Annotated in this window: 15 protein-coding genes; 6 read left to right on the top strand and 9 right to left on the bottom strand. The window is 39.7% G+C overall.

The annotated features are described in order from the left end of the window. Nucleotides 1-18: 18 nt before the first annotated feature. From A3G9_RS0106275 to tgt, 3 genes are read right to left on the bottom strand one after another with little or no spacing between them, the layout of a single operon-like run. Entirely contained in the window at nt 19-711 is a 693-nt protein-coding gene (locus tag A3G9_RS0106275; protein WP_002819156.1) for a metal-dependent hydrolase, read from the bottom strand. Between the two features lie 40 nt (nt 712-751). Continuing rightward, on the bottom strand, nt 752-1,114 hold the full coding sequence (gene yajC / locus A3G9_RS0106270) for a preprotein translocase subunit YajC (protein ID WP_002819157.1): 363 nt from the start codon (nt 1,112-1,114) through the stop codon (nt 752-754). 35 nt (nt 1,115-1,149) lie between these two features. Then, nucleotides 1,150-2,295 carry a tRNA guanosine(34) transglycosylase Tgt gene (gene tgt / locus A3G9_RS0106265; protein ID WP_032804725.1) on the bottom strand — a complete coding sequence of 382 codons (1,146 nt, stop codon included), beginning with the start codon at nt 2,293-2,295 and terminating at the stop codon, nt 1,150-1,152. 167 nt (nt 2,296-2,462) lie between these two features. Between tgt and A3G9_RS0106260 the strand changes: the two genes are divergently transcribed. Further along, nucleotides 2,463-3,377, top strand: a complete 915-nt coding sequence (locus tag A3G9_RS0106260) for an NADP-dependent oxidoreductase (RefSeq protein ID WP_002820325.1) — start codon at nt 2,463-2,465, stop codon at nt 3,375-3,377. A gap of 26 nt (nt 3,378-3,403) precedes the next feature. On the opposite strand, the gene A3G9_RS0106255 is transcribed toward A3G9_RS0106260, so the two are convergent. Together A3G9_RS0106255 and A3G9_RS0106250 are read right to left on the bottom strand one after the other, a co-directional pair. After that, the gene (locus A3G9_RS0106255) at nt 3,404-3,733 is read right to left on the bottom strand and encodes a hypothetical protein (protein WP_002819161.1); all 330 of its coding nucleotides are present in this window, start codon (nt 3,731-3,733) and stop codon (nt 3,404-3,406) included. 47 nt (nt 3,734-3,780) lie between these two features. Beyond that, nucleotides 3,781-4,542, bottom strand: coding sequence for an alpha/beta hydrolase (locus A3G9_RS0106250; protein ID WP_002819163.1), 762 nt, complete (start codon nt 4,540-4,542; stop codon nt 3,781-3,783). A gap of 41 nt (nt 4,543-4,583) precedes the next feature. Here A3G9_RS0106250 and A3G9_RS0106245 point away from each other — a divergent pair, with 41 nt between their 5' ends. Further along, nucleotides 4,584-5,249, top strand: coding sequence for a histidine phosphatase family protein (locus A3G9_RS0106245; protein ID WP_002821523.1), 666 nt, complete (start codon nt 4,584-4,586; stop codon nt 5,247-5,249). Here A3G9_RS0106245 and A3G9_RS0106240 read toward each other — a convergent pair. Continuing rightward, nucleotides 5,246-5,461 carry a hypothetical protein gene (locus tag A3G9_RS0106240; RefSeq protein WP_002816939.1) on the bottom strand — a complete coding sequence of 72 codons (216 nt, stop codon included), beginning with the start codon at nt 5,459-5,461 and terminating at the stop codon, nt 5,246-5,248. The genes A3G9_RS0106245 and A3G9_RS0106240 overlap by 4 nt on opposite strands. 341 nt (nt 5,462-5,802) lie before the next feature. Here A3G9_RS0106240 and A3G9_RS0106235 point away from each other — a divergent pair, with 341 nt between their 5' ends. The 4 genes from A3G9_RS0106235 to A3G9_RS1000000110240 all read left to right on the top strand — a co-directional run bounded on the left by A3G9_RS0106235 (nt 5,803) and on the right by A3G9_RS1000000110240 (nt 9,052). Further along, a complete protein-coding gene (locus A3G9_RS0106235; protein ID WP_002821521.1) occupies nt 5,803-7,140 on the top strand; it encodes a PTS sugar transporter subunit IIC in 1,338 nt (445 codons plus the stop codon). A 26-nt stretch (nt 7,141-7,166) separates the two neighbouring features. After that, nucleotides 7,167-8,219, top strand: a complete 1,053-nt coding sequence (locus A3G9_RS0106230) for a branched-chain amino acid aminotransferase (RefSeq protein WP_256207123.1) — start codon at nt 7,167-7,169, stop codon at nt 8,217-8,219. A gap of 122 nt (nt 8,220-8,341) precedes the next feature. Next, a complete protein-coding gene (locus tag A3G9_RS0106225) occupies nt 8,342-8,866 on the top strand; it encodes a MarR family winged helix-turn-helix transcriptional regulator (protein ID WP_002821519.1) in 525 nt (174 codons plus the stop codon). Between the two features lie 18 nt (nt 8,867-8,884). Beyond that, the gene (locus A3G9_RS1000000110240; RefSeq protein ID WP_002819170.1) at nt 8,885-9,052 is read left to right on the top strand and encodes a hypothetical protein; all 168 of its coding nucleotides are present in this window, start codon (nt 8,885-8,887) and stop codon (nt 9,050-9,052) included. Between the two features lie 230 nt (nt 9,053-9,282). Here A3G9_RS1000000110240 and A3G9_RS0106215 read toward each other — a convergent pair whose 3' ends face one another. From A3G9_RS0106215 to A3G9_RS0106205, 3 genes are all read right to left on the bottom strand, one after another. Continuing rightward, nucleotides 9,283-10,695, bottom strand: coding sequence for an NAD-dependent succinate-semialdehyde dehydrogenase (locus A3G9_RS0106215; RefSeq protein WP_002821518.1), 1,413 nt, complete (start codon nt 10,693-10,695; stop codon nt 9,283-9,285). 211 nt (nt 10,696-10,906) lie between these two features. Continuing rightward, nucleotides 10,907-12,427, bottom strand: coding sequence for a glycosyltransferase (locus tag A3G9_RS0106210; protein WP_002821517.1), 1,521 nt, complete (start codon nt 12,425-12,427; stop codon nt 10,907-10,909). Beyond that, the gene (locus A3G9_RS0106205; RefSeq protein WP_002819175.1) at nt 12,424-14,070 is read right to left on the bottom strand and encodes a glycosyltransferase; all 1,647 of its coding nucleotides are present in this window, start codon (nt 14,068-14,070) and stop codon (nt 12,424-12,426) included. Before A3G9_RS0106205 ends, A3G9_RS0106210 begins: the two co-directional genes overlap by 4 nt. Nucleotides 14,071-14,106: the final 36 nt, after the last annotated feature.

Here is a 14,106-nt window from a genome sequence, read left to right as displayed (position 1 = left end):
TCTTTAAGTCTAGCTGAATTAAAAATCAAATTCCTTATCAAAATCAGGGATTATTCCTACGCCTGTTGGTAATTGTTCAACGAATTTTTGCGGGTCGGCCTGAATAGACGGAAAAGTATTGTAATGAGTCGGGATGACATGTTTAGCCTGAAGAAAATCTGCAGCAACAAGTGCATCGTCAGCATCCATCGTGAAGTGGCCACCAATACAAATTAAAGCCAAATCGACCGGATGTTTTCTCGCAACTAATTTTAGGTCGGAAAACAAAGCGGTATCACCGGTATCGTAAATCAATTTATCTTCAATTGTTAAAGCCATCCCAGCAGCGACTCCAACCGGCACCAGAGCATTTCCAACCATTCTTGCATCCGTGTGCCAGGCTGGATAAAGTTTTACAGAAAAATCATCAGCACTAAAAGTTCCACCGAAATTAATTCCTTCAGCATGGCAACCCTTGGCTTCAGGCAAAATATCATTAATATACTGGGCATAATCCGTTTGGGTAATGATCGTCGCTCCTGTTCTCCTGGCTATATCGAAACTATCGCCGGTATGATCCTGATGAGCATGCGTTAATAAGATGTATTCAGGATTTAAATCGAAGGGGTCGACTTTTGTATGCTTATTACCGGTTAAAAACGGATCAATTAAAATTGTTGTTTTACCGGTTTTGATTTGAAAAGCACTTTGGCCAAAATACGTAATTTTCATCTTTAGCTCCTAAAATAAAAGCAGCCAAAAGAACAGCTGCTTATTTATTCTCTTTTTTGTCTTCGTTCTTGGTGATATTTGTTTCTTGGTCGCCATCCGTAGGAGCGATAATTCTAGCGATCGCCCTTTGCTCGAAAGGCAGATAAACACCTTCAACATCGAGAGTAACGATTTTTTTCTCGGTATCGATTGAATCAACGACGCCGTGTAAGCCACCAATAGTAACAACTTGGGCACCCTTGACTAAACCGGTCCGCATTTTTTGCTGTTGCTCGTTTGCCTGTTTGCGGCGTCTTGACGACCACCAAAACAACCCACCAATCAGTACCACATAAATTAAAATTGTTGGTATCCAAGAAGACAGGCCCGTTTTAGCGGCCGCGATAAAAAGATTATTGAACATAGAATCCTCCGAAATTTAATTTTATCAAAGCTGGCTTAAAAAAGACGGGCATTTGCCTTATTATAGCCATATTCTTCAAGTACTTTCTCCTTAAGATCCAATAACTGATCATTTTCAATCGCTGCGCGCATGTCCTCCATTAATTTTAGAAGATATCTTAAGTTATGTATCGAAGCCAAATTATAGGCTAATAATTCATTCGTATTGAATAAATGATGCAAATAGGCCTTTGTAAAATGCGTCGAAGCATAATCGTCAAGATTTTCATCCAACTGACTAAAATCATCCTTATATTTGTGATTGGTAATAACCACGCGACCAAATCTAGTCATCAAACTGCCCTTCCTGGCAATACGGGTCGGCAGAACGCAATCAAACATATCGATTCCACGAATTACAGAATCAAATAAAGAGTCTGGGGCACCGACACCCATTAAATAACGCGGTTTGTTTTCCGGCAGCCATTGTGTCGTAAAATCAAGAACACGGTTCATTTCGGTTTTCGATTCTCCAACGGATAATCCACCAATGGCATAACCGGGCAGATTCAGAGAAGCTAAATCCTTCGCTGAATTTTCTCTCAATTTTCTAAAACCGGCTCCTTGAACAATCCCAAAAAGAGCCTGTTGCTTGGAACATTTGTGAGCCTCCAAAGCTCTTTGGGCCCAACGAGCTGAACGCTCGGTTGATTTTTTTACATAATCATATGTTTCAAAGTAAGGGACAGCTTCGTCAAGTTGCATAATGATATCGGCTCCGAGATTGTTTTGAATTTTCATCGCAACTTCAGGAGAAAGGAACATAGTCGAACCATCGATATTGTTCTTAAAAGTAACCCCTTTTTCAGTGATTGAACGAGAATCAGCCAAGCTAAAAACCTGAAAACCACCAGAATCAGTCAAAATCGCCTGGTCCCAATCCATAAACTTATGAAGACCACCAGCTTTAGCAATCAAATCATCGCCAGGACGAATCCATAAATGATAAGTGTTTCCTAAGATAAATTGAGAACCGATTTCTTTTAGTTCGCGTGGTTGAAGCGACTTAACCGTCGCCTGAGTGCCCACCGGCATAAACATCGGCGTCTGCCAGTCGCCGTGCGGTGTATGGATCACCCCACGTCTAGCACCAGTATGCTTATCAACATGAAGCAACTCATATGTTATGGGATCTTTAGTCATAAATATAATTGTAAGGCAAAAATCTTTGTGGCCAGTCAATAAAGATTCAATCGGAAAATTGCAAGCGGTTAATTTAAATTTTAATCGTCTTGATTCTGATTTCTTAGCACTCTCCATTATAATGTGGGTAGAAATAGTTATATTCAAGAAACTTAGGAGGTACTCCAATGAAAGCAATTGAAATAAACGAATTCGGTGATGTCGATGTCTTTTATGCGACCGAAAAAAAATTAGCTGATCCAAAACCCAATCAAGTCCTTGTTAAAAACTTTGCTACAGCAATTGATCCCTACGATGTAAAATACAGAAGCGGTTTCTATGGTGGAAGCGACAAGCTTCCAACGGTTCTCGGCTCAAGTGTTGCTGGGATTGTTCAGGAAATTGGTTCTGAAGTTACCAAATATTCAGTTGGCGATCGAGTTGTCGCCAGCACGCATCTTAGAAGTTATGCCGAACAGGTTTTAGTATCAGAAAAGCAGCTTGCCCTAATTCCTGATAATCTGACTTTTGTTCAGGCTGCCGGTGTTGCCTTAGGGTACCAAACTGGATACCAGGCGGTTATCAAGGAAATTAAATTAAAAAAAGGTCAATCGATTTTGATACATGGGGGTTCCGGAGCAGTTGGATTTGCAGCAATTCAGGCAGCTGAAAAAATCGGTGCCGGTAAAATTTATACTACTGCAGGTACAAAAGGAAAAGCTTTTTTAAATGGTTTCAATCCGGCAATTGCTGTTTATGATTATAAAAAAGAAAATTTTACCAATATAAGTGAAAAAATAGACGCAATTCTTGATACAGTCGGTGGGGAAACACAAGATAAATCACTAAAGCTTTTAAAAGAAAACGGCAAGCTTTGTTCAACTGTCGGTTTGACTGATAAAGCAAAAAAGTCCCCTTTTGATACAGATGCAATTTATTTGGATTCAGGCAGTTGCCTGACTGAATTGTTAAAAGACATGAGTCAAGGACTGACAGTACTTAAAATCGCGAAAATATCGCAATTTAGTTTGAAAAATCTGCGGAGTATGCATAAAGAATTTGAAAATGACCATCCATTAGGGAAATTGATCCTTGAACTATAGAGAAAGACTGCTAAAGCAGCCTTTCTCTATCTACCAACTATTTTTTCCGCTTGGTCCCAAAAATAATTCCAAAGCCTGTCTGAGCTTTCTTTAAAATCGCTATTGAAACTTTCTCCCCGAGCGATTATTTTTCCTTCGGTCCTGCCATTAACACCAAGGATCATAAAGGTCTTCGGATTTATTAACTGAACGGTAAAATATTCCCCATCCATCAAATCATTAACAATCGCCTGTAAGCCATCTTTGATTGCCTGGCTCATAACCTGTTCTTCACCAATTGAAAAACCACGCGATTTCATTAAAGCAGCACGTTCTTTGATATCTTGAATTGTTTCTGGAATTTTATCTTCATTCATATTTTTTGCATCCAAATAATAACGCGGAAAATTTTCGCTTTTAAAAATTATTGCAAATGAGTTTCCAAAAAATCAATCGTTGGTTTAAGGGCATCATCGGCATAGCCAAGTGCATGACGATCACCAGGGAAAATTATTGTATCGACTTCAATACCGTTTTCAAGATAGGCTTCCTGCATTTTGTAAACCTCCATAACCGGAGCTAATTCGGCAGCTGAATTAATCAACAAAACGGGACCAGTTTTCGAAGTAATTTTATGTTGCAAAGTAGCTTCTCCGACTCTGGAGAGATCGCCATTGAAAAGTTTTTCCAAAAGCCACTTATAATAAGACTGTTGGCGGCTGCCTTTATCAGGATCAGGATTATCGACAGCTTTTCGGCCGGTAATCGCGGTATGTGTTTTCAAAAAACCTTTGAAATCAAACTGGCCGGACCAGGAAACGGTCGGATAGCCGGTTTCTATCGAAAGGGAAACACTAATATTAGCACCTGAGGAAGCCCCCAATAAAGCAATTTTATCTTTCCTGAATTTGTAATCGCTTTGCTGCAAAAAGGTTAAGGCAGAATGGCAATCATCCAATTGAGCCGGATAAGGATTATTTTTATCAGCTAAACGATAATTGACCGACGCAACTGAAAAACCGGCCGAAAACAAACTATCGAAAATTTTTGTATCTTTTCTCTTATCGCCTTGCCACCAGCCGCCACCATGTGTATAAAAAACCAGTGGTGCAACTGAATCTTGTAAATAGAGATCTAATTTTTGTTTTTCGTCATTTCCATACTTAATATCAAAAATCTTTGCCATATGGCCATTCTAACAAACTAAAATACTTAGTAGAGGTGCTTATGAAAGTTACATTTTATCTTGTTCGTCATGGACAAACTTATTTTAATCGTTATAACAAGCTACAAGGTTGGAGCAATTCTCCACTGACCGAAAACGGTCTTTCCGACGCACGAAAAGTCGGTGAAAAACTCAGCGGTGTTCGTTTCGAGGCGGCTTACTCATCGGACACAAGCAGAGCTATGCAAACTGCAAAAATTATTCTTGACAAAAATACAACAGATTTTCAACCCGAATTAAGCTGTCTGGCAAATTTTAGAGAGGAGTTTTACGGATCTTATGAGGGATCGAATATGGACATTGCTTGGTTAAATGCTGGTGCTCCCTATGGGTTAAAAAGTTACGCCGAAATTGTCGATGATTACGGAGTAGCATCGACGAAAGATTTTTTAAAAGCAGCCGATCCTTGGCACGATGCAGAAAATAACGACGAATATTGGGCTCGTCTCGATGAAGGATTCACAAAATTATTAGAAGATCCAAATGTTAAAGATGGAGCTAAAGTCCTTTTGATATCTCACGGCAATACCCTTCTATCGCTAGCTGATCGTTACGGAAACAATAAAATCAGTCTTCATGCGCGACCAAAAAACGGTTCTGTTTCGAAATTGGTATACGAAGACAGGCAATATCATTTCATCAGTTTCGACGATAAAGAAATAAATTAGTTTCTTTTTTTTATCCAATCATAAATTGCTAAAGCAATCATAAAAAGAATAATTATTTGAATACCGTGCCAAATGAGATTAACCAAAAAGAAGAAAATACCGATTGCTAAAACAATCAAAAGCACCGGTAACAAAGCGATGCCGATTCCGAAAGAAATCACACCGAAAATAATTGCGACAATTAGTAAAATTACAAATAAAATAAGAGACACTTTTTATCCCCTCCAGTCTCATTAATTTTACATTTTTTATAGAACAAAAAATAAAAAATTACATTTGTATTACAAATTTAAAAACGCTTGACAATCCAAATTTTGCCGAGTAATCTAAGTTACAACTCGAAAGAGCAAGAGAGTACATGTTAAATAATTGCAAACAAATGAATATGAGTGAATCAATTATTTTGATCAGCCTCGTGTTGCTAATTAGGCAATGACGACTGATCATTTTGTCAGCCGTCGAAAGACAGCTGGCTGGCATGGTTGAAAATTTTTTAAACCTGTTTCGGTTAGTTTGATTAACTGAAACAGGTTTTTATTTTAAGGAGAGAAAGATGACAGCAAGGAAGCAATCAGAAGCTCAATCGAATCTATTTGATCAAGATCCAGCTTCAATGACAGCTGAACAACGCAGCGCCGCTTATACAGCAGCCGTTGCCGCGGCAGCTAAATTTAAAAACGATCGACCTCAAACCGAGGAATTAAGACCCGGTTCTGGTCCCTTAACAAGGCCGGAAAAGAAGATGAAGATCTCCGACTGGGTTTATACAGTCAGCCAGGGAATTTCCAATGCTGTTTTAGTAATTCTTGGAATTTCAATTCTTTTAAATACAGCCGGTAATTTGCTGCACTGGGCCCCATTGCAAATGGTGGGAATTCTTGGTCAACATTTACTGGCTCCGGCAATTGGAGCCGGGATAGCGATTCAGTTACGTTCAACAACTTTAACAACCTTTTCGGCAATGATTGCCGCAACCGTCGGTGCTAATTCGATTTATTTCACCGAAGCAGTAATCAAAGCAACAAAAACAGCCACCGGATGGGTTGCGCCACAATTAAGCGGAGCAACGATTGTGACTGTCGGCCAACCGGTCTCGGCTGTAATCGCCGGATTAGCGGCCGCTTTAGTCGGTATGTGGCTGACCGGAAAAACACCTTTGGATATGTTCATCGTTCCCTTTTGTGCGACGCTGGTTGGTTCTTTAGTCGGTCTGGCAGCAGCGTTGGATATGTTCATCGTTCCCTTTTGTGCGACGCTGGTTGGTTCTTTAGTCGGTCTGGCAGCAGCGTCGGTAACAACGCCATTCTTAAATTGGGTTTCAGAAAATCTCGCAAACACAATGAAAGTAAATCCAGTTCTTGGAGCCGTAGTTGTCTCATTTGCCTGGTTCTGGTTCTTAATGACACCAGCCTCCTCAGCTGCACTGGCAGTCGCAGTCAATCTTGATCCAATATCGGCTGGTGCGGCATTAATCGGTTGCTGCGCAGCTTTCTCGGGTTATACAGCAATGAGTTTTAATCAAAACGATCCTGGAGCTAATATAGCTCAAGGATTGATAACACCTAAGGTCCAATTTCCAAATATCATCAAATCACCCTTAACAGCAATCGGCCCGATGGTTTCCGCCATGTTAATGGCATCGCTAGCCGTTACAGTTGGTGGATTCAAAGTTCCTGCAACGCTTGGCGGCCTCGGCTTTTCTTCACTAACAGCACCGCTTAATATTCTTTCGATGTCTGCAAATTCCGGTTTTTCAAATGGATTGTCCGGTCTTGCAACAATGCTGATATTTGGTTTAGTTGGTCCCGTAGCAATTTCCTGGCTTTGGTATAAATTACTGAAAAGTGTTGGTAAAACAAGAGAAAACGACTTACATCTGGACGTTGTTTAATTTAATAAAAAATTCAATTATTTATTATAAAGGAGAATAAAAAAATGGAAAAAGCAAAAGCGGAAAATTTTGATTGGCCAAATTTAGGCTTTAATTACTATGATTTACCATATAGTTTTCATGCCGAATATAAAGATGGAAAATGGGATGAAGGAAAACTGACAAGCGATTCGACGATTAAAATGTCTGAAGCCGCCAACGTGTTACATTATGGTCAGGAAGCGTTCGAGGGCTTAAAGGCCTATCGTCGAAAAGATGGTGGCGTTAATTTGTTCCGTCCGGACATGAATGCCAAGCGTCTACATAATTCAGCAGAACGTTTGTTGATGGCTCCTTTCCCAGAAGACCGTTTTGTTGAAGCAGTTAAAATGGTCGTTAAAGCTAATCAGAATTTTGTTCCTCCGTATGGTTCCGGTGCAACTTTATATATTCGCCCCTTTATCATCGGTACCGGCGAAGTAATCGGTGTTCATCCGGCCGACAAATTCCAATTTCATATTTTGGTTACGCCAGTCGGGCCATACTATAAAGGCGGCATGAAACCGACAGAATACGTAACAAGTCCTTATGATCGAGCCGCACATGGTGGAACCGGCCAATCAAAAGTTTCCGGAAACTATGCTGCAAGTTTGCTACCGGGTTCGCTTGCTCATAAAAACGGTTATTCCGATGTGGTTTACTTGGACCCGCGTTTGCATGAAAATATCGAAGAGCTTGGTGGTGCCAACTTCTTCGGAATCACTAAAGACGGTAAGTTTAAAACACCGAAGTCCCCATCAATTCTTCCATCGATCACAAAAAAATCACTATTGCAAATCGCTGACAGTTTCGGAATGGAGCCTGAAGAAACGACGATCAGCATTTATGACTTGGATCAATTTTCCGAAGCCGGCGCAATGGGCACTGCAGCCGTAATTTCTCCCGTCGGCTCAATCACCCATAACGGAAATAAGCATGTTTTCTATAGTGAAACCGAAGTCGGTCCCTATACACAAAAACTATATGATCGTTTGAGCGGCATTCAAGATGGCGATCAAAAAGGACCAGATGGCTGGCAGGTCGATGTTCCATTGAAATAAAAATAAACATTTTATTAACCATTTCTTAAATGAAATGGTTTTATTTTAAATAAAAGTTAGGTTTTGTTTACATTTCCTAAATAAGATCGTAATATTTATGAATAATAAAAAAGGAATAAACTATGTCGGAAGTAACAAATGAATTAATGAAGACAATCAGTGGTTTGGCGAAGAACCCCAACTTTTATTTGATGATGGGCCCTCACCATAGAGGACAGCGAGGCCACCATCGTGGTCAAGCTCGTTTAATGCATTTACTAGAAAAATATGATGGTTGGTCAGTTGGCGAAATTGCTGAAATTCTTGATGTCCGACCAAGTTCCGTTACGAGTCTCGTAGACAAGTTGGAAGAAAATGATTTTGTCGAAAGAATCGTCGATGAAATCGATAAAAGAATTACTCTAATTAAATTAACCAAAAAAGGCCACGCCTTTTTGAAAAATAAAAAAGACGAAGCCGATGACCTGAGCGAAGAAATTTTTGCCAGATTATCAGAAGAAGAAAAGGATACACTGTTAAGGCTGTTGAAAAGAGTGTCCGAAAATCTCAATGATGTCGATTTTGGCGATTATATCAGCAAAATGGTTAACGATTCAATAGGACGTCACTTTAAATTCGATGATGGAGATATCCATATAAATATTTAATTTTTTGGGAGAGTAATTATGGCAAAAATGGAAAATGGAAATTTTGAAGATGATTTTAACGATGATATCGATGATGATTTAGACGAAAAAATTGGTCGACGAATCGATATTCAGTTTAGAAATTGGGCAAAAAAACACCCTCGTCATATAATCGTCGACGGCAAGCCTTATCGTCATGGCCATTAGCACCGTAATATCGTGATTGATCACGGCGCGGACTTTTATAGCCTGGGTTTAATGCTCAGTGTCGGAATTACTTGGTTTACCAGCCATCAAAATGTTTTTACGACCTTCTGGCATGGAATCTTATCCTGGTTTTACCTTGGATATTGGCTGGCACAACAATTGCATTAAATAAAAAACACCATCGGTTTTGTGAACCAGTGGTGTTTTTCGATTCAAAATCAATTTTAAAATTAAAGGAATATTAATCCACCGGCTGGATTGCTGAGATCCGGCTTGTCGGCCTTGACAATTAACTCCTCATTAACAAAGGCCATGATTCCAAGTTGGCTCATTTCACGCCCATAACCAGAATTCTTAACTCCACCAAATGGTAATTCTGGCAAAGAACTCATAAAGTTGTTAACGAAAACCATTCCTGTTTCGATTTGAGAGGCAACTTTAGCACCACGATCAGGATCGCCGGAAAAGACAATACCACCTAATCCGTAATTCGCATCGTTAGCCAGATCAATGGCTTCTTGTTCACTATGAACTTTATAAACTTGAGCAACCGGACCAAACATTTCTTCGGAATAAGCTGGATTATCTTTCCTAATGTCCGTCAAAATAGTCGGTTGGAAGAACTGGCCATCCAAATAAATCGGCTCATTCCCGTAATATAATGTTGCTCCATTCTTGATTGCCTGATCAACTTGTTCCTGCAACTTTTCTTTCGCCCGTTTAGAATTCATCGGTGCCAAAGTAGTCGAATCATCCATCGGATCCCCTGGTTTGACTGCAGCGAACTTCTCCTTCAAACGAGTCAGAAATTCGTCATACAAATTATCATCTACAATAAAGCGCTTGGAAGATGTGCAAACTTGACCAGCATTGTATAGACGTGCCCGCCAAGCAATATCGGCAACCTGATCAATATCGGCATCATCAAGGACGATAAAAGCATCAGTACCGCCAAGCTCCATCGTATTCTTTTTTAAATTTTCCCCGGCTGCCTTGGCAATCGAACGTCCGCCACGCTCGGATCCTGTCAAAGCAACACCTTGAACTCGTGGATCGGCTACCAAAGCAGACGCTTGATCATAATTCAAGAATAGATTTGTAAAACTGCCTTCCGGTGCTCCTGCTTCCTGAACAATCTTGCCAAAGGCATCCGAAGAGCCTGGCGTGTTAGAGGGACCCTTTAGGACCATTGGATTTCCAACAATAAAGTTGGGCGCAAAAACACGCATTATTTGGTAATAAGGAAAGTTCCACGGTTCAACCGCGAAAACAACTCCCGTTGAATGCTTCACAATTTCAGCATCGCCGGTCGCGATTGTCTTGAGTGGCGTCGGTTTTAACATTTCTGGACCGTGATCAGCAAAATAGTCAGCAATCATTGCACAGAGCTCAACTTCGCCTTTTGCTTCGCGAAGAAGTTTTCCCATGTCGTTAACTACGGTCTTTGCAAGTTCATCTTCATGTTCACGGAATAATTTGGCTATTGTGTGCAACGTAGCGACACGTTTGTCGAGTGGACCGTTACGCCATTTCTTATAAAGAGTATGTCCTTGGGATAATGCTCTTTCGATATCATCCTGAGTCGAAAAATCATATTTTTTAATCGTTTCATTTGTATATGGACTAACTGTTTGGTATGCCATTCATTTCTCCTCATCATGTGAAAAAAATTGATCGATAACCTTCGGATCACCTCCATTTTAGTGGAAGCGTAACCATTAATCAAACCTACTTCTTCACAATCAACATATGAAAGCAGATATAAAAAAGATCGATTTTGGATCTTTTTAGAATTCAGTCGATCTATTGGTAAGATCTTTAATTAGAAACAAAAAAAATAAATCCTCATAATTTTCAATTCAAAATACCGCTTTTCTGCCAGTTATCCCAAACGTTTTTCGCGTCAAAAGCTTTGGCTGTCTGATAAGCTCCAACAGATAATTTTTGCCAAAGAGAATTGTCCTGAAAAATTTTGATAACATTATCGGCCAAGCCAACAACGTTACCATTATTAACGAGATAACCGTTAAAAGCATCTCTAACGAAGTTTCTCGGCCCATAATTAGCATCATAAGCAACTACTGGAAGGCCATGACTCATGGCCTCAAGAAGCGACATACTGAAGCCCTCGCCAGTCGAAGTCTGAATGACAAGCTCAGCTTGATCAAGAATGCGATCACGATGAACTCCGGTTGCGTAACTGCAAAAAGCAACCGATCCCTTTAAGCCGGCGTCCACTACCTGCTTTTTCAATTGGGCCATAAAATCGGGCGAGCTTGAATAACCACGGAATTCGAGCGTGGCATCAGATACAATCTGTTTAATGACACCAAAGGCTCTAATTGCCTGTTCAGGATGTTTTTCTTCAGATAAACGACCAAAATAAAGTAACTTATGCGAAACACGCGAAGAGTAATTTTTAGGTCGCTTTGCCAATTGTTCTTGATCGATATAAGTATCCGGAGCCTGATAAATATTCATTTTCGGATAACGTTTTTTTAAATCATTTCTCTGTTCATTTGTCGCGACAATTATGCCGTCGTAAGCAGATGAGTAAGTGGTAAAGAGGGGTTTTAAACCAGTCATGATCTCGCCTCTGAATGGATTCCCAGAATCAGCCGTATGAACATCGTGCAGATATTGAAATTTTTTAATTGCTCCACCGATTCTGGCGATCACATCCGTCATACTCGGTCGATCATTAATAACCACTCCCGGTCTTTGCGCAATTAATTCATTCATAAAAAAAATAAATAATTCATTTTCAGAATCGAACCGCCAATTCCTGCCTCTGTAATCGAAAAGCTTGTACATAGTCGGAAACAGTTTCCCACTGATATTCATCCTGGCAATTTCCATTACAGGTTTTCCTTCCGGGCTGAAAAATCTTTGTGCTCCGGGTTGGCCGTTTGGATGGAAATACTGCGTCGAAGATTTGAAACCACGCCAGTCCCAATAATCGATCGCCGCTATATTACCAAAAGAATCATAATATTCGACACTGCCCACCAAACCGACTGTAAGTGGTGCAATATTCACTTTAGCAGTCGTTCGACCATGATATTTGATCAGAGAATAATTTGGATTGACGCTATCAAGATGATAATCGCGCTTAGAAATAAAAGGTGCAAAACGAACATTTATTTTTTTGCGAGGAACGTTTATCGCTTCCTGAAAATAGTCATACATATTTATAAGCTGATCATCTGAAAGTTCCATCTGCAAGGCTACTTGATGGAAATTGGGATTATAGTTACGGGCAACATAAAAAGCCGTTTGTCTTTCTAAATTAAAAAGTTTCGTCCTTTTGGCTTGGGAAAATTCGGTCCCTGAATTAAAACTAAAAATGTTTTCCGAAGTGAAATAAAAAATCATAGCTTTCCTCCATTTTCAGCCAAACCGAAAAGCAGCGGTGATTTGTAATGAGAAATCTTCTCAGGCCATTTATCCTGAGCATCATCCAACAATTCTCTCCAATCCTGCCAAACTTTTGTTTCAGAATATCGTTTGGAAAGTTCATATGCCCGCTCAGACTTTTTTTGAAGTTCATCCGGATGTTTGAAAAGAAAAATAATTTTCTCGGCCAGCGCATGATAATCGCCATTTGGAACAATATAACCATTTTCTCCATCAACAACTAATTCGTTTGGGCCGTAATTAACATCATAAGTCAAGCCGACATCCCCTTCACTTAAGGCCTCCATCATAGATAAATTGAAACCTTCCATAATCGAAGTTACGGCGAAAATTTGCGCCTTTTTTTCAATCACGGAAACATTCGTCGTATAGCCGTGTACTTTAACCTCATCAGCAAGTCGATAATCTTCGACAGCCTTTTTAATGTCTTGATAAGCTTTGAAATTATCACTACTATCTCGATATCCATAAAGGTCCAAGCTGATGTCAGGAATTTCTTTTTTGGCAATTCCAACTGCTTTAACCAAATCGTTAAGACGCTTTTCGGGAGCGATTCGCGCCAAAGCAACAATTTTATGGGAAAAACGGTCACTCATTGGAATGCGTTGCTCTTGAAAATGTTTCGACGGAATCACGCCAACTGGAATTGTGAAAAGCCTTGCCTGCGGTTTGAAACGTTTGGCAACATCGGCAGTCTGTTTACTGGTTGCACTAATAATCGCATCGTAATCGTTAGTATTCCATAGAGAATATTCATAGTGGTTATTTAAAATAGAGTGCATCTCATCTTCGGCATTCCCAGCCTGGGAATTATGTAAGTGAATCACAGTATAGGCTGGTTTTTTTAAATCACGTAAAGCCCAGTCGCCCAGATGAGTGCGGTCGAGAATGAAAACATTTCCTCTTTCCTGGCTGGAATAATCAAAATTAATCGAATCAAGAAAATGTTTAGTCAACTCTTCAATTGTTTGGAAAGTATAAATTGAACCGTTTTTATCAACTAAACGCCAACCGGATTTTTTAAACTCCCCTTTGGCATCAAACTTATTAAAAGATTCCAGCACAGAACGCCTATCCAATGTTTGCCAAGACTCGGTACCGATTTTATTATCAGGTGTATACCACTGGGTTAGGGAAAGAAAACCACGAATATCATAATAATTTACGGCATATAAATTGCCAAAGGCATCGAACATTTCCGTACTTGAAATTCGGTCTTTGGCAAAAGAAAAATAATTGATTCTGCCAAGTAGACGGCGTTGGCTTTCACCGTTGATTTTCTTGATGACCTGCCATGCCAATACACGATTATTTTTCGGATCATTCTCGTATAAATCAACTGCGACACCAAAATCGATATCTTTCGCCTGAATATTTTTTTCTGTCACCTTTTCTGTGCCTTGGAAATAATCAAACATATTGATAACTTCCGCGTCCGAAAGTCCGGAATCTTTAATATCCTTATGAAGTGTTTGCGACCAATCCCTCAAAACGATTTTAAAGGATTCATGATGATCGCGAAACAAAGCTGCTCTTTTTAATTCAGCATGCTCGATTCCAGATTTATTCTTCTGCATATTTGAATTAATAAAAAAATTCATAAATTTATTTTCTCGATTTCCTGACCAAAAGCCGTT

Origin of the sequence: Oenococcus oeni DSM 20252 = AWRIB129 (assembly GCF_000372485.1) — a bacterium.
GTDB lineage: Bacteria > Bacillota > Bacilli > Lactobacillales > Lactobacillaceae > Oenococcus > Oenococcus oeni.
The sequence above is the reverse complement of the archived record's forward strand: the minus strand, read 5'-3'. Positions and strand labels throughout refer to the sequence as shown.